The organism is Nocardiopsis sp. M1B1 (genome assembly GCF_052466615.1).
The window spans coordinates 6,110,875-6,130,726 of sequence record NZ_CP196194.1; the positions used below are offsets into that span (position 1 = coordinate 6,110,875).

A 19,852-nucleotide genomic window follows, 5' to 3' on the forward strand; every position below is an offset into this window, starting at 1 on the left:
GCGTGCCGGGTGCGGGTCTGTTCGTCGGCCTGGGTCGGGTCAGGCCGGGTCGGGTCAGGCCGGATCGGGGCGGGTCAGGACGACGGCGGAGTTGCCGCCGCCCAGGCCGCGCGACAGGACCAGCGCGGTGCGCAGGCGCGCGGCGCGCGGCACCCGAACGACCAGGTCCAGTCCGCTGGGCGCGTCGGGGACGTTGGGTGTGGGCGGCACGACCTGGTGTTCCAGGCTCAGGACCGCGGCGGCCACGTCCAGCGCGCCCGCCCCGGCGTAGGCGCGTCCGAAGCCGGTCTTGGGCGCGGTGACGGCCACCCCGCCGGGGAACAGCTCGCGCAGCACGGCGGCCTCGTCGGCGTCGGCCTTGGGCGTGCCCACCGCGTCGGCGAAGACCACGTCCACGTCCTCGGGGGCGACGGCGGCCCGGCGCATCGCCTCCCGCGCCGCGTGCAGGAGTCCGGCTCCGCCCGGGTCGAATGATCCGACCCCGCCGAAGGTGCTCGCGTGCCCCGCGACCTCGGCCCGGATCCTGGCGCCGCGCGCCCGCGCGGCGGCCCCGTCCTCCACCACGGCGACGGCCGCGCCCTCGGCCGGGACGTGGCCGGCCGCCCCCTCGGTGAAGGGGAGGTAGGCCGTGCGGGGGTCGTCGCCTCGGCTGAGTACCTCGGCGCCCGCGTGGCAGGCCAGCGCGAACGGGGAGCCGATCGGGGCCTCGCTGCCGCCGACCAGCATCGCGGAGGTCCCGCGCCGCAGAGCCCGTTCGCTCTGGCCCAGGGCGTCGAGCATGCCCGGCTCGTCGGTGACCAGCACCCCGCACATGCCCTTGAGGCCGTTGCTGATGGAGATCTGTCCGGTGCTCGCCGCGTAGAACCAGGCGATGGACTGGTAGGGGCCGACGTGGTCGGGCCCCTTGCTCCACAGGGCTTCGATCTCGCGCTGGCCGAACTCGACGCCGCCCGTGCAGCTGCAGATCAGCACGCCGACCGCGTAGGGGTCGGCGGCGGGGTCCAGCCCCGAGTCGCGCAGGGCCTCGTCGGCCGCGACCATCGCGAACCAGCTGAAGGCGTCGGTCTGGACGACGTAGCGGCCGTCGAGGTGGTCGTGCGGGTCGAAGCCGGGGATCTTCCCGCCCACGCGCACGTGGAAGCCGTCGGTGTCGAAGTCGGGGATCGGTGCGAGGAGCGAGCGCCCCTCCCGGACCGCCTCCCAGTACTCCGGGACGCCCACCCCGGCGGGCGAGACCGTGCCGAGTCCGGTGATGACCGTGCTCATACGCGCACCTCGCTGCCCCGGTCCAGGACGACCGCGGACTGGAAGCCGCCGAAGCCGCTGCCCACGGAGAGCACGACGTCGGTGCGCCGCTCGCGGGCGGTCACCGGCACGTAGTCCAGGTCGCACTCGGGGTCGGGCGTGCTCAGGTTGGCCGTCGGCGGCACGACGCCGGTGTCCATGGCCAGCACGCAGGCGGCCAGTTCGATGGAGCCGATCGCGCCCAGCGAGTGCCCCACCATCGACTTGATGGAGGACATGGTCACCCGTCGCGCGTGCTCTCCCAGGGAGCGCTTGACGGCGTCGGTCTCGTGGCGGTCGTTCTGCACGGTGCCCGATCCGTGGGCGTTGACGTAGTCCACGTCGGTGACGGGGCGCCGCGCCTGGTCCAGGGCGGTGGTGATGGCCCGCGCCATCTCCTGCCCCTCGCGGCGCAGGCCGGTCATGTGGAAGGCGTTGCCGTGGTTGGCGAAGCCCGCCACCCGGCAGCGGATGCGAGCGCCCCGGCGGCGGGCGATGGAGGCCTCCTCCAGGATGAGGACGGCCGCGCCCTCGCCCATGACGAAGCCGTTGCGCTCGCGGTCGAAGGGCCGGGAGGCCCGGGCGGGGTCGTCGTTGCTGTCCGAGGTCGCCCTGATGGCGTCGAAGCAGGCCATGGCGATGGGCGAGATCGGCGACTCGGCCGCTCCCGCGACGACCACGTCGGCGAGGTCGTCCTCGATGGCCTGGGCGGCGTAGCCGACGGCGTCCAGGCCGGACGTGCAGCCGGTGGAGACCGTGCGCACCGGTCCGCGCGCGCCGACCAGTTCGGCGATCTCCCCGGACAGGGCGCTGGGCGTCACCGCCCGGTACAGGTGGGGCGAGGCGGCCTCGGGGTCGACGACCCAGTCGGCGCCGCCCCGGCTCATCTCGACGTAGTCCCTCTCCAGGCGGGTGGTGCCGCCGACCGCCGTCCCCATGCTCACGCCCACGCGCCAGGGCGAGACCTCGGACAGGGGCGGGGCGCTGTCGGCCAGCGCCTCGGCGGTGGCGACGGCGGCGAACTGCACGTACCTGTCCATGCGTTCGGCCTGGCGCTCGTCCAGTCCGTGCGCGGTGGGGTCGAAGTCGACCTCGGCGGCGATACGTGAGCGGAAGTCGGACGCGTCGAACAGGGTGACGTGGCGGGTGGCCGTGCGTCCCGCGGTGAGCATCTCCCAGAACGCGGCCGCGCCGATCGCTCCGGGTGCCACCACGCCGATGCCGGTGACGACTGCCTCGCGTCTCACTGCGCCTCCCCGGGGAGGTCGCGGGCCCGGCTCGGGTCCGGGGCGGAGGCCGCTCGCGCGGCCGCCGCGGGGTCGTGACAGGGCAGGGTCATGCGGTGTTTCCTCCACATGGTCTGAGGGATGTAGAGAACGCAGCTTTCCTTTTCACGTTCGGTAGCGTGTGTATCACGCTGAGCCAACCCCCCCGGCGATGAACGCGCTTCCGGGCGCCACCTGGCCAGCCAGCTTCCGTCTCCCGGGCGCGTCCCCGGTACGGGCTTCGCTCCGCCGGACCCCGCGCGGGCCGCCCCCGCCCCGTGTGGAACCGTCCGCCCCGGGCGGGTCAGGCCGCCTCGGTCTCGACCACCGCGTCGGGGCACTCCGCGGCGAGGGCGACGAGCGCCTCGTGCTCGGCCGGGTCCACCGTCAGGGCCCAGCGGACCTTGACCGTGGTCCACTCGGTGACGTAGCGGCAGTGCGCCTCCGCCGAGGCGGGCAGCCACTGCGCGGGGTCCTTGTCGGCCTTGGAGCGGTTCTGCGCCGCGGTGACCGCCACCAGCGCGACCGGTTCGCCCATGTCGTTGGCGTAGTCGCGGCGGCGGTCGGTGGTCCACTCCGAGGCACCCGAGTCCCAGGCCTCGGCCAGGGGCACCATGTGGTCGATGTCCAGGGCGCGGGCCTCGGTGTGCGCGCGCCCGTCGTAGTAGGACTCCCACTGTCCGCCGCTCAGGCGGCACCGCTCACCGACCTCGGGCATGACGACAGCCTCCTCGATCAGGACCTCGGCACGGGTGTTGCAGCCGTCGCGGTCGGTGTCGGCCCAGTGCGGGAACAGGGAGCGGTCATATCCCTGCCGGTTCTCGTCGGTAACGGGCAGACCGGCGACGGCGACGGCGAGCGGGACCGCCTCGGCGGCGTGCGCGGCGGCGGGCGCCAGTGCGGTGACGGGCGCCAGCACGGCGGCGGACAGGACGGCGGCGGTGATGCCCACGGTGGCGCGCACGAGAGCCTCCTTCGGATATGACTACGGAACGTCGCTGATCGTTTCCGAAGGGTGCGCGCAAATAACCCCCGGGCGACCCGTCCCGCCGCGGACCGCGGAGCGCACCGGGGCGTTACGGGAGAGTCCGGCACATCGGAGCACCGGAATCGGCTCTGCCGTCCACGGCCTTCTGGTCAGGCGCTATCGACCGAATCCGTATCGGGGGTCATCACCGCCCGCTCCGACCGGAATCCGGCGGCGGGACGGCCCAGCCCGCCGGAGAGGACCACCGCCCCACAGGAGGCGACCACCGCGCACACCCCATCCACCGGCGCACCAGCGGCGGGACGGCCTCCGCCCACTCCGGGATCCCACGGCTCCACAGAGGAGTCCGCCGCGCGCACCCGTCCCGACGGTCGGTCCCGCGCGCACGCTCAAACTGCTTTCGGACAAAGGGGCCGCGTTGTGCACACATCCGCCTCCGGCCGTTCCGACGGAACGGACTTTGCCCTAATATGAAAACCATTATCGTTTTTGCTGACCCAGCGGGAGGAGAAACCAGGTGCGGCACGTGTCCCTCCCGCCCGGCGGTACGCGCCCGGCGCCCGACGGCGCGGCATCCGACGGCACGGCGTCCGACGGCACGGCGTCCGAGAGCGTTGCGCCGGGGCGGACCGGCCCGGCCGGAGTCAGATGGCTGGCCACACGGGCGGGCACGGCCACCGCCGCGGTCGTCCTCGGCGTCTTCCTTGCGGTCTCCGCGGTGCTGGCCATCGGCCTGGGCTCGGCGGTGGTCCCGCCGGCCGAGACGGTGCGCTACCTGTGGGCGGCCCTGAGCGGAGGCGTGATCCAGGCCGACGAGGTGGTCCGCTACCAGATCATCTGGCAGATCCGCACCCCCCGGGTCCTGCTCGCCGCCGTCGTCGGCGCCGGTCTGGGGGTCGTGGGCGTGGCCGTCCAGGCCATGGTCCGCAACGCCCTCGCCGACCCCTACATCCTGGGCGTCTCCTCCGGCGCCTCCGTCGGCGCGGTGCTGGTCAGCGTGCTGGGTGCGCTGTCCGCGCTCGGCATCCACGCGGTCTCCGCCGGGGCCTTCCTGGGCGCGCTGGGCGCGACGCTGCTCGTCCACCTCGTCGCCCGCTCCCCCACGGGGGTCACCCCCCTGCGCCTGGTGCTCACCGGGGTGGCGCTCTCCTTCGGCTTCCAGGCCGTGATGAGCGTGATCGTCTACCTGGCGCCGAGCAGCGAGGCCACCGCCACCGTGCTCTTCTGGACCATGGGGAGCTTCGGCGCGGCCACCTGGAGCTCCCTGCCCGTGGTGGCCGTCGTGGTGGTGCTGGGCATCCTCGTGCTGCGCGGTCTCGCGCGCCCGCTCGACGTGCTGGCCCTGGGCGACGAGACCTCGGCGAGCCTGGGCGTGGACGCGGCGCGGCAGCGCAAGGTCCTGTTCGCGGTGACCGCGGTCATGACCGGGGCCATGGTCGCCGTCAGCGGCGCGATCGGCTTCGTCGGCCTGGTCATCCCGCACATCGTGCGGATCGCGGTGGGCGCCGACCACCGGCGCGTGCTCACCGTCGCCCCGCTGCTGGGCGCGGTCCTCATGGTCTGGGTGGACCTCTTCTCCCGCGTGGTGGTGGCTCCGCGCGAACTCCCCCTGGGCGTCATCACCGCCCTGATCGGCGTACCGGTCTTCCTCGGCCTCATGCGCCGCCGCGGCTACCTGTTCGGAGGACGATGATGGACCTGCGCCTGGACGGGCTGTCCGTCGAACTCGGCGGCACCAAAATCGTGCAGGACCTCTCCCTGGACGTGCCCGAAGGTCAGGTCGTGGGGCTGGTGGGCCCCAACGGCTCGGGCAAGTCCACGGCCCTGCGCTGCGTCTACCGGGCGCTGCGCCCCAGCGGCGGAACGGTGTGGGTCGGGGACGAGGACCTGTCCTCCCTGAGCCTGCGCCAGAACGCGCAGCGGGTGGCCGCCCTGACCCAGGAGAGCGGCAGCGACCTCGACTTCACAGTGGAGGAGGTCGTCGCCCTGGGGCGCGCCCCGCACCTGCGCGGCAACCAGCCGCTCGACGCGCGCGAGCGCGAGCTGTGCCGCCGGGCCATGGAGCGCCTGGAGGTGGCCCACCTGGCCCACCGGGGCGTCATGGAGCTGTCCGGGGGCGAGCGCCAGCGGGTGCTGGTGGCCCGCGCCCTGGTCCAGGAGCCCAGCGTGCTGGTCCTGGACGAGCCCACCAACCACCTGGACATCCGCCACCAGATCGCGCTGCTGTCCCTGCTGCGGGACTCGGGGCTGACCGTCCTGGTGGTCCTGCACGACCTCAACCTGGCCGCGGCGGCCTGCGACCGGATCGGCGTGCTCCAGGAGGGCCGTCTGGTGGCCGCGGGCGCTCCCGACCAGGTCCTGACCCCCGCCCTGCTCCTGGAGGTCTTCGGTATCGAGGCCTCCGTCGTCCCCCATCCCCTGACCGGGGACCCCCAGCTGCTGTACCGGCTGCTCCCCGCCGTCGAGAAAGGCCTCCAGTGACACACCGGACACCCCTCGGGACCCGCGCGTCCCACCGCTCGCTGCTCCCCCTGACCGCCGTGGCGGTCCTGGTCGCCGGGTGCGGAGCCCAGGTCGAGGAAGGGCAGGAGGCCTCGGCCGCGGGCACTGTCACCGTGCAGCGCTGCGGCGAGGAGGTGGAGTACACCACCCCGCAGCGGGCCGTCGCCTACGAGGCCGGGAGCGCCGACAAGCTGTTCGCCCTCGGGCTCACCGACCACGTGCACGGGTATGTGATGCCCCCCGCCAACCCGCCGGTGGAGGAGTCGCCCTGGGCCGAGGAGTACGCCCAGGTGGAGTTCCTCAGCGACGACCTGCTCAACCGGGAGCTCGTCGTGGACGCCGGGGCCGACCTCGTCGTCGCCGGGTGGAACTCCGGGTTCAGCGAGGAGCGGGGCATCACCCCCGAGATCCTGGACGGGCTCGGCATCCAGAGCTTCATGCACACCGAGTCCTGCTTCAACTACCCGGGGCACCCCGAGGAGGCCACCCCCTTCGAGGGCCTGTACACCGACCTGGAGCGGCTGGGCCGGATCTTCGGGGTCGAGGACCGCGCCGAGGAGCTCGTCACCGACTACCGGGCGCGGGTGGCCGCCGTGGAGGAGCAGGCCCCCGCCGGCGACCCGGTCCCCGTGTTCCTCTACGACTCGGGCACCGACCAGCCCTTCACCGCGGGCAGCCAGGTCCCGCCCAACGACATCATCAGCCACGCGGGCGGGGAGAACATCTTCGCCGACCTCGACGAGCGCTGGACCCAGGTCGGCTGGGAGGCGGTGGTGGAGGCCGAGCCGGAGGTCATCATCATCCTCGACTACGGCGACCAGCCCGCGCAGGAGAAGATCGACTTCCTCAGCTCCTTCCCCGCGATGTCGGAGGTCCCGGCGGTGGTCGAGGAGAACTTCTTCGTCCTGGACTACAACGAGGGCATCTCCGGTCCGCGCAACATCGACGGCCTGGAGAAGTTCGCCGAGTACCTGCGCGAGCTGGAACAGGGCTGATCCGTGCCCGCCCGCGCCGCTCCCCCTGTCCCGGGACGGCGCGGGCGGGCACGGGTCGGTCAGCGCGCGTCGCTGCGGGCCGGGGCCCGGCCGGAGCCCCCGGACGCGGCGGGTCCGTCCGCGCTCTGGGTCCGGGGCGCGGCCTCCCCGGCGGCGGCCGGGAGGCCGCGCGGGGTGAACGCCGCCTCCCGGGCGCGGGCCGGGGTGACCACCCCGCGGAGCGCGGGGTCGGTGAGCAGGACCACCGGGGCGATCCGGTTCGGCTCCAGGGGGTACCACCCGGGCAGGGCCCCCTCGATGGCGGCCCAGGCCTCGTCGGTGGCGCCTCTGGCGGCCAACTCGCGGGCCGTGTCGAGGGCGCGCTCGAAGGCGGGCGGCTCCGGCAGCCGGCGGGAGGCCAGCCACTCCCGCCGTTCGGCCTCGCCGGAGGGAAGGTCGAGGCCGGGCACGGCCCCGGCCAGGGCGCGTTCGGCGTAGGCCGCGCCGCCGGGGGTGTCCAGGTCGGCGCTGCGCAGGTAGAGCGGCACCGCCTCGGCCTCGATGCGCCCGGTGCCGACCTCGGCGACCACGTGGGGGCGGTGCAGCAGGCCGCGCAGCCTGTGGTGCGTCCCCCGCATGTCGAGGAAGGCCGCGAGGACGACTTCGAGGTAGGCGGCGGCGCCCGACCCCTTCTCCTTGGCCCGGCGCAGGGCGTTCAGCGCCTCCTCCACCCGGCCCTCCAGCGCGGCGCGGCGGCCCCGGGCCAGGAGTTCGAGCGCTCCCTCCGGATGTACCGGGCGCCCCTCCGCACCGAGCAGCTCCTCGAACGAGGCGCGTTCGGCGGCCACGAGGTCGGCGAAGGAGCGGTGGCGATCCCCCGGGCCGGGGTACCAGCTCGACCAGGTGTAGGCGGCCCACTCACCGTCGGGGGAGACATCGCCCGCGTCCAGCACCCAGTCCTGGGCGTCCCCTTCGGCCGAGACCAGCAGCAGCGGTCCGACGGGCCCGTCCTCCCCCGTCGTGAGGGACTCGTCCGCACCGCACTCGTCCTCCAGGTCGGCCGCCCAGCCGACGGTGGCGGTGGAGCGCAGGCCGTACACGAACGTGCTCGCGGGCCCCCAGCCGTCGGAGGCCTCCAGGAAGGCGCGGTATCCGGGCGGCAGCCGCCTGCCGAGCCGCTCCTCCAGCTCCGCGATCCGCTCCTCGGATGCGCCGTCGCAGCCCAGCCAGGAGGCGGCGCGCTGCCGCGCGGTGGTCCCGGGGAGTTCGTCCTCGGTCAGGACCCGCAGCATGTCCGCGCTGTACCCGGACAGGTAGTCCCGCCACTGCTCGGCGGTGGCCGGGACGCGGGCCGACAGGTCGCGCACGATCCCCCCGTACGGGGAGGGCGTGCCGCCCGCCGTGTAGCGGTGTCCGTCGAACGCCTCGTAGGTGCGCCCCTCGGAGAAGAAGCGCACCCGGTTGAGCTGGATCTCGGAGCCGCCGCAGTTGCCGGTGATCTCCAGCCGCAGGTGCCGGTAGGGGGTGTCCGCCGCCGGGTCGGTGACGTGGAAGTCGCGGGCGTGGTGGCGGCCGGGGAAGAACTCGTCGGAGCGGGTGTCGAGCACGACCCAGGTCCGGCCGTCCGCCGAACCCTTGAGCGTCCAGTTCCGGGGGTCGCGGTCGGCGAAGTCGTTGGCCGAGACCAGGACGTAGTGCCGGACGCTGACGGGCTCGGCCATGGTGAACTCCAGCCAGTCGGCGTCGCGCCAGCTCAGCCACTTGGAGGAGGTGTCGTCGAGGAGGTTGGCGGCGACCTCGCCCGCACGCGCGTGCTCGTTGCCCGCCCGCACCTCGCGCACCCCGCCGGTGGCCTCCTGCCCGCTCCCGGCCTCCGCCAGGTCGATGGTGCGCAGGGCGACCGCACCGCCGCCGCCCTCGCGGTCGGCCCAGGTGATCCGTGCGGCCGGGGAGCCGCCGTCCTCGATGAGCAGCCGCAGCTCCTCCTCCCCGTCCGCGCCCTCGACGGCGAACCTGTGGACGGGGCGGTCGGTGAGCCGCTCCACCAGCCGTCCCCGCCAGGCGTGGGACGCGCCGTCCGCGGTGGTCCGCGTGCCGGTGAACGTGGTCATGCCGGGGTCGAACCCGGCTACCGCCTCCGCTCCGTCGAGGTCGCGCCAGCCGAGCTGGGCCAGCGGTACGGCCCCGCCGGGTTCGAAACCGACCACCAGCCGGTGGTCGGACGACCACTCCCCCGTCTCGGCCCGCTGCCTCTCGGTACGGAAGACGCGGACGGTCGGGTGCTCGTGCATGGAAGCTCCTACGGTGAGGGGGTTCGGGGAGGGCGGCCGGGGGCGCCGCCCGCGGATCCGCGAAGAGGCTACGCGCGCGGCCCGACATTTCGGATGTCCCTCGGACGCCTCCCGGACACCGCTCCCAGCCGTGCGGCCCGCCCCGTCCGTCGCGGTCCCGCGCCTGTGGCGGGGTCCGACCGCCCGGGCTCGCTACAGGCACAGGATCACCGCAGGTCGAAACCCTCGCGTCACACCGGCTGTGTCACACCAGCTGTGTCACACCGGCGACGCTTCCGGCCGGACCGGATCCGGTGCCCGCTGGTGAACGCTCTCAGCGCTCCTCGGTGTCCTGGACGTCGGCGGTGCCCGGCCCGTGGTCGGGAAGCGCGGAGCCCGAGGTCGCCTCCCGGTGCAGCCGCAGGAACTCCAGGTGCCGCTCGTACTCGTCGAGGATGTTGCCGATGAGCTGCTCCTTGGTGTAGCCCATCACGTCGTAGCCCTGGCTGCCCTCGGTGAGGTAGACCTCGAAGCGCACGTAGGTGTCGTGCTCGGCGAGCGAGCGCATGGCGAACGCGGGGGTGGGCACCTCCATCGGCCACACCCGGTAGCTGAACTCCTCCTCCTCGCCCATCGGCGCCCGCAGCTCCAGGTAGGCGATGCCGACGGCCTCGTCCGCCCCCTCGCTCACCGACGCCTGCGCGCCCTGTTCGCGCAGCTCCTCGGCGACCTCCCGGAACGCCGGGCGGCACACGTCGCGGACGAACCGGTCGGCCGCCCGCCTGCCGGGGAAGCTCACCGCCCGCCTGACCCGCTGCCGCCAGTTGCGTTCGGGCCCCCGCCGGTCGGCCGCGGTCCGGTCCGACAGCGACGAGGACAGGGTGGTCCGGAAGGCGTCCTTGCGGAACTTCTCGACCCGCAGCGCCTTGAACAGGCCCCACATGATCACGAACATCACGAACGAGAACGGCAGGCCCATGATGATGGTCGCGCTGGTCAGCGTGTCCACCCCGCCGACCAGGAGCATGGCGAGGGTGAGCAGGCCGGTCGCCGCCGCCCAGAAGACGCGCAGCCACGGGGAGGCGTCGGTGAGCGGCGTCGGCAGGTGGGAGCTGAGGTTGCCCATCACCAGTGCGCCGGAGTCGGCGGAGGTGACGTAGAAGAGCAGTCCGACGACTGTGGCCAGCCCTGCGCTGAACAGGACGCCCGGGTACTGCGCGAGCAGCGTGTAGAAGCCCTGTTCGGGCTGGTTCATGGCGGCCTCGCCGAACGCGGCTCCGCCCCCGCGCACGACGCTGAGCGCGCTGTTGCCGAAGAAGGACAGGAAGGTCAGCGTAAACAGGAGCGGGACCACCAGCGTCGCCGCAACGAACTGCCGGATGGTGCGGCCGCGCGAGATGCGGGCCAGGAACATCCCCACGAACGGGGCCCAGGCGATCCACCAGGCCCAGAAGAACAGCGTCCAGGCGTTGAGCCAGTCGGTCGGCGGGTCGTAGGCGAAGGTGTTCAGCGTCATGGAGGGGAAGCGGCTGAGGTAGTCGCCGATGTTGAGGACGAGGGCGTTGAGCAGGTAGAGGGGGTCCTCGAAGACCAGCACGTACAGCATCAGGACGACGGCGAGCACGACGTTGATCTCGGACAGCCGCCGGATGCCCCGGTCCACGCCCGCCACCGCAGACATCGTGGCCACGAGCACGGCGATGATGATCAGGCCGAGCTGGGCCGCGACGCCCTCGGGGATACCGAAGAGGAAGTTGAGCCCGTAGTTGAGCTGCACGACGCCGATGCCGAGCGACACGGAGATGCCGAAGATCGTGCCGATGACGGCCGCCAGGTCGACCGCGTCGCCGACCGGGCCGTGGATGCGCCTGCCGATCAGCGGGTACAGGGCCGAGCGGATGGCCAGGGGCAGGTGGTAGCGGAAGGAGAAGTAGCCCAGGGCCATGCCCATCAGCGCGTACATCGCCCACCCGGTCACGCCGTAGTGGAAGAGCGTCCACACCACGGCCTGGCGGGCCGCCTCGATGGTCTGCGCGTCGCCCTCGGGCGGCGCCAGGTAGTGGCTGACCGGCCCGGAGACGGAGAAGAACAGCAGGTCGATGCCGATGCCCGCCGCGAACAGCATGGCCGCCCACGCGAACACCCCGTAGTCCGGCTTGGAGTGCTGGGGACCGAGCTTGACCCTGCCGTAGCGGGAGAGCGCGATGACCACCACGAACCCGAGGTAGAGGGTGGTGGCGAGGAAGTAGTACCAGCCGAACACCTCGGAGATCCACGTCACGACGGCGCCGATGGTGTTCCCGGCGTGCGCGGGCGCGGCGATCGCCCAGACCGAGAGCGCGACGATCAGCACGGACGAGCCGTAGAACACGACCGGTTTGAGGCGGCTCGGGCCGTGCTCCGCCTCCTCGGGGGTCTCCTGTGAGGTCCCCGGCTCCGGCTCGCTTCCCGGTTCCGGTTCGCGGTCCGGACGGTGCTGCCCTCCGTCGGTGGCCACCGTTTCACCTCTCGCTCGTGCGGTACCGGAAGCGGCTCCCGGGGGACGGCGCCGGCGGGAGGCGGATCACCGGGTTACCGGTTTCGGATAATCCACCGCGCCATCTTCACGGATCGCCCGCCTGGGGTCGGGCACCCCATGAACGGCGGCGTGGCGCGGCGGTGTGCGCGGGCGCGGCGGCGGGCGGACGGCTGACCGGGGGCGTCGGCGGCGGTCGGGGCGCAGGCCGGAGGCGGTGGGCGGGCCCGGGGCCCGGGCCGAACGCGGTTCCGAAAACCGTGGGAGGACTCGGTTCCGGGAAGGGAAAAGGAAGAAGAGGGAAGGAAACAGTGGCCTCCGGGTGAGGTCTAATACCGCCTCCCCTCCGCGCCGGGATTGGTCCACCTCCGGCCGGTGCGGACCACACTCGCGGCGGGGCCGGATCCTTCCAGCTCCCGTCCGCACGTGTCCGGTGACCCCTCCCGTACCGCCCGGCGAGCGGCCCCGACCGGTCCTGCGGCCGGTCCGGTCGGCCCCCGCACCCGGCCACGGCCGGGAGACCCGACTCCTCGTCACGGCCCGCTTACCGGCCTCCCCGAGCGGGAAACCCCTGTTCCAGAGGGAATCCGGGCGCCGCGTCCCCAGGGACACGACGCCCGCGGCCCTCCCTCCGCAGTCGCGAGCGCTCGCCTTCGCCCCGGGCAGGTACCGGCCCGGGCCTCCCCCGACGGATTCCCGCTACCGTCCCGGCACTGCGCGCCGGGGCGCGATCCATGACCGAAGGACCCGCACATGCTGAACCGCAAGTCCGACACCCCCCGCCCCCGCAACCGGCACCGTTTCCGCACCGCGGCGGTGCTGGCCGCCGCCACCACCCTCTTCCTCGGCCTCATGCCCGCTGGCACGGCCAACGCCCACGGCTACATCTCCAACCCGATGAGCCGCCAGGCCCAATGCGCCGCGGGCATCGTCCAGTGCGGCGGCATCCAGTGGGAGCCGCAGAGCGTCGAGGGCCCCAAGGGGCTCATGCAGTGCAACGGCGGCGTCGGCCGCTTCGCCGAGCTGAACGACAACAGCCGGGGCTGGCGGGTGACCGACGTCGGCCGCGTCCAGACGTTCGAGTGGACCATCACGGCCGCGCACTCGACCTCCACCTGGGAGTACTTCATCGGCAACCACCGGGTGGCCGTGTTCAACGACCACGGCGCCCGTCCGCCGTGGTCGTTCAGTCACACCGTGGACCTGTCGGGGTACAGCGGACGGCACACGCTGCTGGCCAGGTGGAACGTCGCCGACACCGGTAACGCCTTCTACGCCTGCGTGGACGTCAACATCCGCGCCTAGCGGCCCGACGGCCGGTGGGCCCGCCCGGCCCGGCGGATCGCACGGCGTCCGCGACGCCGCCGCCGGGCCGGGCGGGCCGCGTTCCCCCGATCCCGGCGGGCGGTCCAGAACCGGTAATGGGGTCCCATCCCGGGCCCGGGCGCGGGCCCTCCCCGCCCCGGACGGCGTCCGGGCCGTGTCTCAGGTGGCGGGTGAGTCCCGGACGGACAGTTCCTCGGCCAGTTCCATACAGCGCTGCCGGGCCGGGGAGAAGTCGTAGGGCATCTTGCCGAAGGCTTCGAACGCGCTCATGGAGCCTGGTTCCCGCTTGCCGGAGCCGGGACCGGCCTCGTCATCGGCGGGAACAGGGTGCAGAGCGTCCCAGGCGTCGAAAAGGGCGTCGTCCTCCTCCCCCAGGCCCGACTCCTCGATGACGGCGTGCAGGGTGCTTTCGAAGGCGTGCCGTTCGGCGGCCACCCGAGCCACCCGTGGATCATCGACGGCGACGCTGTCGTCGAGTGCCTCCTCGGCGTCATTGAGGCGGTCGGACTCCTCCCGCAGAGCGGGATGCGTGGCCAGGGCGATGAAACGGCCGGCCCGGACGGCCGCGCCGAGCGGGCCGAAGACCCGCTCGGTGACCAGCAGATCATCCAGGTCCGCCTGGTGCAGGGAGCCCTCGGGCAGGCTCTTGAGGCGTTCGGTGACGAAGTCGGAGAGCAGGCCCATCCGGCTGCCTTCGGTGCGCATCCGCCGCACGGCGGTCCGCTGCCGCCGCAGTTCCGCCTCCTGATCGGCCAGGCTCTCCTCCAGCCGCTCCAGGATGCCCGCGATACCGTCTGCGCCGACGGCGTCGGCGTCGGCGTCGGCGGTAGCCGTACCGGTGGTGAAGGAGTCGCGGATGTCGTCCAGGGCGATCCCGGCGTCGGCCATCCTGCGGATCCACAGCAGGCGGATCATGTCCTCGTACCCGTAGCGGCGGCGGCCGTCGACGCCCCGCTCGGGCTCGGGGAGCAGGCCGATCTCGTGGTAGTGGCGGATCGCCCGTGGCGTGCTGCCGACGAAGGCCGCCGCGTCACCGATCTTGACCTGGCGGGGCGGTGTGAAGGACAGGTGCATGAGCAGGGTGGCTTTCCTCAGGGGAGCGGGACGTGGGTCCACCAGACCACATGCCGCTACGGAAGATGCAACCCCGCACGCACCGCCCCGCGCCACTGCCGGGAAACGCACCCCTCCTCAGTGACGAGCGCGGGGCCGTTCGGTCACCACCGTGCGGGGCGCGCACGGGAACCCGAACCCGGAACCGGGCCCGGCTGGAGGAGGGCAGCGCCTACTTCCGCACGCGGAAGCGCAGCGTCGTGACGGCGCCCGACTGGGTGTTACCGAAGGGCTCCAGGTCGATCCTGCCGAGGCCCGGGGGCGAGAAGCGGACGCCGTCGCCGAGCAGCACCGGCAGGACGTACACCAGGATCTCGTCGACGAGCCCGAGCCGCAGGCACTGGGCGGCCACGTCGGCGCCGAGGATCTCCAGGTTCCTGTCACCCGCGGCGCCGCGTGCCGTGGCGACGGCTTCTTCGAGTCCGCAGGTGAGGAAGGTGACAGCGGGGTCCGGCTCTTCGGGAGGTTCGTGGGTGAGGACGAACTGCGCTCCCCCGTCGTAGGCGGTACCCTGGTCGGCCATGCGTTTGGCGACCTCGTAGGTTCCCCGGCCGACGAGCATGGCGCCCGTGGCCGCCATGACCTCCGGGACCGCGTCCGCGGTCAGGTACTCGGAGACCCAGTCCATCGCGTGGCCGGGCCCGGCGATGAAGCCGTCCAGTGACATCGCCCTGTTCACGACCACTCTGCCGGTGCCGATGCCCACGTCACTCATGTGTCTTCTCCAAGGGTTCCGGCGGCCCGGAGCCGAATCATAGCCCGTGCGGCGGGAGGGGCAGGGGCGGAAGCCGCACGCGTGTCCGCGGCGGCCCGACACGAACGACCGGTGTCCGGACGCCCCGGCCGCGCGGCGTCGGGGACGCGCCCGGGTACGGAGCGGACGGCACGTGGGAGACGTTCCCGGTCCCGGGCCGCGTGACCGGCCCGGCGACCGTTCGCGGCCACCGCGCTAGGATCCGCGCCGCGCCCTGATGCCCGCCAGGATCAGGTCCAGCGTCTGGTCGAAGTAGGTGTTCTCCACGGCCAGGGCGTCCGCCTCCGACACCGCGGCGGCGACGGCCTCCTCGTGCTCCTGTTCACGGTCGGACTTCATCGCGCTCATGGCGACGGCGGAGGTGGCCGCGCCGAGGATCTGGTTCGACACCGCCCGGATGGCGACCGCCTGCGCCTCCCCGTCCCCGCCGTACTCCCCCAGCGCCTCGATGATGCGCCTCGACAGGGCGACGGCGTTCGGGCCGATCAGCGGCCGGGAGCCCGCGAACTCAGCGGCCCAGGTGTGCGCGGTCAGGGCCGCGTAGAACCGCAGGGCGGTCTCCTTGAGCGCCTCATCCCAGGGGGCGTTCGGGGACGGCGGCACGGAGGCGGCCCCGGCCAGGATCTCGTCCACGGCCAGGTCCACCAGGTCCTCCCGGCGTTCCACGTACCAGTACAGGCTGGTGGCGTGCACCCCGAGTTCGGCGGCGACCTTGCGCATGGTCAGCGCGGACGCCCCCTCGCGGTCGAGCAGGTCGATGGTCGCGGCGACGATGCGTTCGCGGCTGAGGGCGGGCTGGGACCGGCGTCGGCGCTGCGGGCGGTGGAAGACGCTGTCGAACTGCTGGTCGGATCCTGAAGTTGCCATGTCCAACAGCATACTGGGAACCCTACGTTGTAGGTTTCTATCCAACAGTGTATGTTTCTCGGCATGGCTACCGACAGCTCCCTCACGAGCCCCCAGACCTCCGCCCCCTCCGAGTTCCACGCCGAGGCCCCCGACCAGTCCCGCACGACGGTCACCGACCCCCGCGGCCTCACCGCCTTCCTCGTGATCGCCTTCGCCTTCTCCTGGACCGCCTGGTGGCTCGGCACCCGCCTGCTCGGCGGCGCCGACCCCATGCCCGCCGTGATCGTCGGCAGCTTCGGGCCGATGGTGGCCGCGGCCGTCGTCACCGCGGCCACGCAGGGCCGCAAAGGCGTGGGCGCGCTCTTCCGACGGCACTCGCTCCGGCGCAGGGGCGGCGTCATGCCCTACGTCATCACCGTGCTGATGGTCCTGGCCCTCGCGGGCTCCGCGGCGCTCCAGGTGTACCTGGGCCAGTCGACCCTGGACGAGGCCCAGCTGTTGGCGGCGCTGCCGACCCTGCCCGTCCAGTTCCTGGTCATCGCGCTGGTCGGCGGCGGCAACGAGGAACTGGGGTGGAGGGGCTTCGCGCTGCCCCGCCTCCAGGGCGTGCTCTCCCCGCTGGCGGCGAACGTCCTGCTCGGCGCGGTCTGGGCGATGTGGCACGCTCCCCTGTTCGCCATGCCCGGCACGCTCCAGTCGCAGATGTACTTCCCGGCCTACGCCCTGCTCTGCGTCGGGTTCACGGTGGTCCTCGGCCACGTCTTCAACTCCGCCCGCGGCGGCGTGGTCGCCGCGATCGTCACCCACGCCGCGATCAACGTCGTCTCGGGCGTCAAGGCCGTGGCCGTGGGCGACCCGGCGAGCGCGCCCGAGGTCGCCATGGTCGCCCTGCTCGCGGTGCTCCTCGCGGTCTGCACCCGCGGCCGCCTGGGACTGCGCCGCTCCGACAGCGCCCGGGGTTAGCTCCGGGGGCGGTTGCCCGGGCTCAGCGCCGGGGGTTCTCCCCCGGCGGGGGGAGCGCACCGTCCGGAAAATCCCTGGGCGCCTCCGCGCTCCTCTGCGAACATGACCGGATGAACCGAACCAGGATGCACGCCGACGAGGTCTGGACGAGTCCGGACCTCGTGCGGCGTCTCCTGCGTTCCCGCTTTCCCCAGTGGGCGGACCTGCCGCTGACGCTGGTCCCCTCCTACGGCACCGACCACGACGTCTACCGGCTCGGCGAACGGCTGTGCGTCCGGATGCCGCGGATCGGCTGGGCCTCCGGGCAGGCCGAGCGCGAGGCGGCCTGGCTGCCCCGGCTGGCGCCCCACCTGCCGCTGGCCCTGCCCGTGCAGGTGGGGCTGGGTCAGCCCGCCGAGGGTTACCCCTTCGTGTGGTCCGTCTACGAGTGGCTGCCCGGCGACAACGCCAACGGCACTATCGACGATCACGAGCGGGCCGCCGCCGACCTCGCGGGCTTCGTCGCCGCGATGCGCCGCGTCGACACCGCGGACGCGCCGCCCCGGGCCAGGGGCGCGCGGGGTTGCGCGCTGGCGGAGAACGACGAGCAGGTCCGCCGCGCGATCCACGGGCTCGACGACCGGGTGGACGGCGCCGCCCTCACCCGTTCCTGGGAGGAGTCGCTCGCGGCGCCGACGTGGGACCGCGACGCGTGGGTGCACGGCGACCTGCTCCCCGGCAACCTCCTGGTCGACGCGGGACGGCTGTCCGCGGTCATCGACTGGGGCGGGCTCAACGTCGGCGACCCGGCCTGCGACCTGCAACCGGCGTGGAACGTCTTCACCGGCCGCAGCCGCGCGCTGTTCCTGTCCGCGCTCGGTACAGACGAGGGCGCCTACCTGCGCGGGCGGGGCTGGACGCTCTGCCAGGCGGTCGCCGCCCTGGACTACTACCGGGAGACCAACCCGGGGATGGTCAGGCAGGTCTCCCACGCGCTCGCGCAGGTCCTGGCCGAGAGCTGACACCGACCGGCGCCGGACGGGAGTCCCCGCGCCTCGGGGACCCGGACAAGCACCGGGGAAGTCCCCCTGGCCCCAGGAACCCGGACGAACGCCGGGTAGGAGAGCCCTCGCCCGAGGAGCCCGGACGGGCGCCGGGCGGGAGTCCCCGGGCCCCAGAAACTCGTACGAGCGCCGCCCGGGGCCGCCGAGAACACGGATCACGTGGTCAGCGGCCCCGGGCGGGCTCGGTGTTCGGGCCGTCGGCGGCGGCCGGGCGGGGCCGTCAGCGCGCGGCGAGCGCCCGGCCGGCCTCGTCGGCGCTGGCCAGGGCCCGGTCGTGCTCCTGCTGGGCGAGGTCCTTGAGGGACTCCATGCCCGGCGTGGTCGCGGCCAGGGTGAGTTCGCGCTTGATGACGGTCAGGTCGGCCTGCCAGATGTCGCCGACGACGCGCTCCAGGTAGGGGGTGGAGTGGTCCCAGCCCTCGCGGGGGGTGCCGGGGCCGTAGCCGCCGCCCAGGGTGGTGGCCAGCACGGTGGGGGTGTCCTTCAGCAGCGGGTTGGTGGCGCCCGCGCCCGCGATGACCAGGTCGGCCCAGGCCTTGAAGTGCTGGGAGACGCCGAAGTTGTACAGCGGCACGGCCAGGACCACCGCGTCGGCCTCCTGGAGTTCGGCGGCCAGTTCGGCCGCCAGGGCCAGGGCACGGACCTGCTCGGGGGTGCGGTCGGCCTCGTCCGTGCCGGAGCCGATGGTGGCCAGGGCCCAGGCGTCGGCGGGCAGCGGGTCGGTGCCCAGGTGGCGGCGGTTGACGGTGCCCTGCGGGTGGGCGGCGGTCCATTCGGCCTCGACCCGGTCGGCGATCTCGGCGCTGCAGGAGACGGTGGGCAGGATGCTGGCGTCCAGACGGAACAGGTTCATCGGGCTCTTCCCCCAAGGGTGTTCGGGTTCGCGGTATGCGGAGCACGGCCACACGGCCGGACGGTCCAGCTGTCCGGGTGACCCTCGCACAACTATAAACGGACTTTACCCCGCTTAGTGTTCCCGGGGTAGATTGTCCGTGTGACTTCGCCCCTGGTGCCCTTCGGGAAGGAGCGCGGCGAACGCGCGGACGCCGCGCGCAACCGCGAACGCCTGCTGGAAACAGCCCGCGCGATGATCGCCGAACACGGAACACGGCAGGTGACCATGGACGGCCTCGCCGAGCGCGCGGGGCTGGGCAAGGGCACCGTCTTCCGCCGCTTCGGCAGTCGCGCGGGCATCTTCGTGGCCCTGCTCGAAGACGCCGAGCGCCGCTTCCAGGAACAGGTGCTGTCCGGACCGCCGCCGCTGGGACCGGGCGCCGACCCCGCCGAGCGCCTGGTCGCCTACGGGTGCGCCCGCATCCCCTTCCTGCTGGAGCACCACGCGATCGCCCGTGCCGCCGTGGACCGTTCCCTGCCGGTACCGGCGGGCGCGGTCGGTATGACCCAGCCCCACATCCGCATGCTCTTGGGCCTGGCCGGTCTGCCCGCGGACCGGCTGTACGGCCTCTCCGTGCAGCTGACCGCCGCGCTGGAGGGCCCCCTGGTCCTGTACATGTCGACGGACGAGGTCGCCGCCCCTCCGGAGCCGGACGCGCCCAACCCCCTGATCGACGGCTGGCGGTTCCTCGTCGAACGCCTCCTCGGGGACTGACCGGCCACTCCTCACCTCACGGTTGGGACCCACCCGGACCGCGCGTCCGGCTGGACCCGGGCGGACGATTCCATGCGATAACGGATACCGGTCGGACGATGGTCCCCATGAACGATGACCAGCGGCGACACACGACCCCGGCCTCCTCCGGCTCCGGCCGTACCGGCGGCTCCCTGGAGGCGATCCGCGCGGCCCTGACCTACTCCGGCCCGGCCGGTGCCGCGCACTGGCTGGGCACGCGGACGAAGCCGTGGCCGCAACCGGGCGATGCCCCGGACCCGGTCGGCGCGGAGCCCGTTCCGGAGGGGGCGGCCCAGCGGTGGCCCCTGCCGAGGCGACGGCCCGGGAGCACCGGCCGGTAGACGCGGGGAACGCGGGCCGCTGGGTCCGGGCGCCG

At 73.3% G+C, this 19,852-nt stretch carries 17 protein-coding genes; 8 read left to right on the forward strand and 9 right to left on the reverse strand.

Annotated features, from left to right (window positions below; translation table 11 throughout):
* Positions 1-54: 54 nt before the first annotated feature.
* The 3 genes from ACSTA4_RS26530 to ACSTA4_RS26540 form a co-directional block, all read right to left on the reverse strand.
* The gene (locus tag ACSTA4_RS26530) at positions 55-1,266 is read right to left on the reverse strand and encodes a beta-ketoacyl synthase N-terminal-like domain-containing protein (protein ID WP_444961460.1); all 1,212 of its coding nucleotides are present in this window, start codon (positions 1,264-1,266) and stop codon (positions 55-57) included.
* The gene (locus ACSTA4_RS26535) at positions 1,263-2,531 is read right to left on the reverse strand and encodes a beta-ketoacyl-[acyl-carrier-protein] synthase family protein (RefSeq protein ID WP_444961461.1); all 1,269 of its coding nucleotides are present in this window, start codon (positions 2,529-2,531) and stop codon (positions 1,263-1,265) included. Before ACSTA4_RS26535 ends, ACSTA4_RS26530 begins: the two co-directional genes overlap by 4 nt.
* A gap of 322 nt (positions 2,532-2,853) precedes the next feature.
* Entirely contained in the window at positions 2,854-3,513 is a 660-nt protein-coding gene (locus tag ACSTA4_RS26540) for an HNH endonuclease family protein (RefSeq protein WP_444961462.1), read from the reverse strand.
* Positions 3,514-4,189: 676 nt separating this feature from the next.
* On the opposite strand from ACSTA4_RS26540, the gene ACSTA4_RS26545 reads away from it, so the two are divergent.
* Genes ACSTA4_RS26545 through ACSTA4_RS26555 form a run of 3 tightly spaced genes read left to right on the forward strand, consistent with a single transcriptional unit; the run spans position 4,190 to position 7,034 of the window.
* Positions 4,190-5,230 (forward strand): FecCD family ABC transporter permease, encoded by a 1,041-nt coding sequence (locus tag ACSTA4_RS26545; protein WP_444964279.1) that lies wholly within the window; start codon positions 4,190-4,192, stop codon positions 5,228-5,230.
* A complete protein-coding gene (locus ACSTA4_RS26550; protein WP_444961463.1) occupies positions 5,230-6,018 on the forward strand; it encodes an ABC transporter ATP-binding protein in 789 nt (262 codons plus the stop codon). The genes ACSTA4_RS26545 and ACSTA4_RS26550 overlap by 1 nt, the downstream gene beginning before the upstream one ends.
* Positions 6,015-7,034, forward strand: a complete 1,020-nt coding sequence (locus ACSTA4_RS26555; protein WP_444961464.1) for an ABC transporter substrate-binding protein — start codon at positions 6,015-6,017, stop codon at positions 7,032-7,034. Before ACSTA4_RS26550 ends, ACSTA4_RS26555 begins: the two co-directional genes overlap by 4 nt.
* A gap of 59 nt (positions 7,035-7,093) precedes the next feature.
* Here the strand turns inward: ACSTA4_RS26555 and ACSTA4_RS26560 are convergent, their stop codons facing one another.
* The gene (locus ACSTA4_RS26560) at positions 7,094-9,304 is read right to left on the reverse strand and encodes a discoidin domain-containing protein (protein ID WP_444961465.1); all 2,211 of its coding nucleotides are present in this window, start codon (positions 9,302-9,304) and stop codon (positions 7,094-7,096) included.
* A 313-nt stretch (positions 9,305-9,617) separates the two neighbouring features.
* On the reverse strand, positions 9,618-11,780 hold the full coding sequence (gene betT / locus ACSTA4_RS26565) for a choline BCCT transporter BetT (protein ID WP_444961466.1): 2,163 nt from the start codon (positions 11,778-11,780) through the stop codon (positions 9,618-9,620).
* A 771-nt stretch (positions 11,781-12,551) separates the two neighbouring features.
* Between betT and ACSTA4_RS26570 the strand changes: the two genes are divergently transcribed.
* Complete coding sequence (locus tag ACSTA4_RS26570) at positions 12,552-13,103, forward strand: lytic polysaccharide monooxygenase auxiliary activity family 9 protein (protein ID WP_378631815.1); 552 nt, start codon at positions 12,552-12,554, stop codon at positions 13,101-13,103.
* Between the two features lie 180 nt (positions 13,104-13,283).
* On the opposite strand, the gene ACSTA4_RS26575 is transcribed toward ACSTA4_RS26570, so the two are convergent.
* The 3 genes from ACSTA4_RS26575 to ACSTA4_RS26585 all read right to left on the reverse strand — a co-directional run bounded on the left by ACSTA4_RS26575 (position 13,284) and on the right by ACSTA4_RS26585 (position 15,870).
* On the reverse strand, positions 13,284-14,198 hold the full coding sequence (locus ACSTA4_RS26575) for a MerR family transcriptional regulator (RefSeq protein ID WP_444964280.1): 915 nt from the start codon (positions 14,196-14,198) through the stop codon (positions 13,284-13,286).
* 211 nt (positions 14,199-14,409) lie between these two features.
* Positions 14,410-14,952 (reverse strand): dihydrofolate reductase family protein, encoded by a 543-nt coding sequence (locus ACSTA4_RS26580; protein WP_444961467.1) that lies wholly within the window; start codon positions 14,950-14,952, stop codon positions 14,410-14,412.
* Between the two features lie 234 nt (positions 14,953-15,186).
* On the reverse strand, positions 15,187-15,870 hold the full coding sequence (locus tag ACSTA4_RS26585) for a TetR/AcrR family transcriptional regulator C-terminal domain-containing protein (RefSeq protein WP_444961468.1): 684 nt from the start codon (positions 15,868-15,870) through the stop codon (positions 15,187-15,189).
* Positions 15,871-15,909: 39 nt separating this feature from the next.
* Between ACSTA4_RS26585 and ACSTA4_RS26590 the strand changes: the two genes are divergently transcribed.
* Complete coding sequence (locus tag ACSTA4_RS26590) at positions 15,910-16,803, forward strand: CPBP family intramembrane glutamic endopeptidase (protein WP_444961469.1); 894 nt, start codon at positions 15,910-15,912, stop codon at positions 16,801-16,803.
* A gap of 110 nt (positions 16,804-16,913) precedes the next feature.
* Positions 16,914-17,804, forward strand: a complete 891-nt coding sequence (locus ACSTA4_RS26595; RefSeq protein ID WP_444961470.1) for an aminoglycoside phosphotransferase family protein — start codon at positions 16,914-16,916, stop codon at positions 17,802-17,804.
* Positions 17,805-18,066: 262 nt separating this feature from the next.
* Here ACSTA4_RS26595 and ACSTA4_RS26600 read toward each other — a convergent pair whose 3' ends face one another.
* Complete coding sequence (locus ACSTA4_RS26600) at positions 18,067-18,699, reverse strand: FMN-dependent NADH-azoreductase (RefSeq protein WP_444961471.1); 633 nt, start codon at positions 18,697-18,699, stop codon at positions 18,067-18,069.
* A gap of 141 nt (positions 18,700-18,840) precedes the next feature.
* Between ACSTA4_RS26600 and ACSTA4_RS26605 the strand changes: the two genes are divergently transcribed.
* Together ACSTA4_RS26605 and ACSTA4_RS26610 are read left to right on the forward strand one after the other, a co-directional pair.
* Complete coding sequence (locus ACSTA4_RS26605) at positions 18,841-19,455, forward strand: TetR/AcrR family transcriptional regulator (RefSeq protein WP_444961472.1); 615 nt, start codon at positions 18,841-18,843, stop codon at positions 19,453-19,455.
* Positions 19,456-19,562: 107 nt separating this feature from the next.
* A complete protein-coding gene (locus ACSTA4_RS26610) occupies positions 19,563-19,817 on the forward strand; it encodes a hypothetical protein (protein ID WP_444961473.1) in 255 nt (84 codons plus the stop codon).
* Positions 19,818-19,852 lie beyond the last annotated feature (35 nt).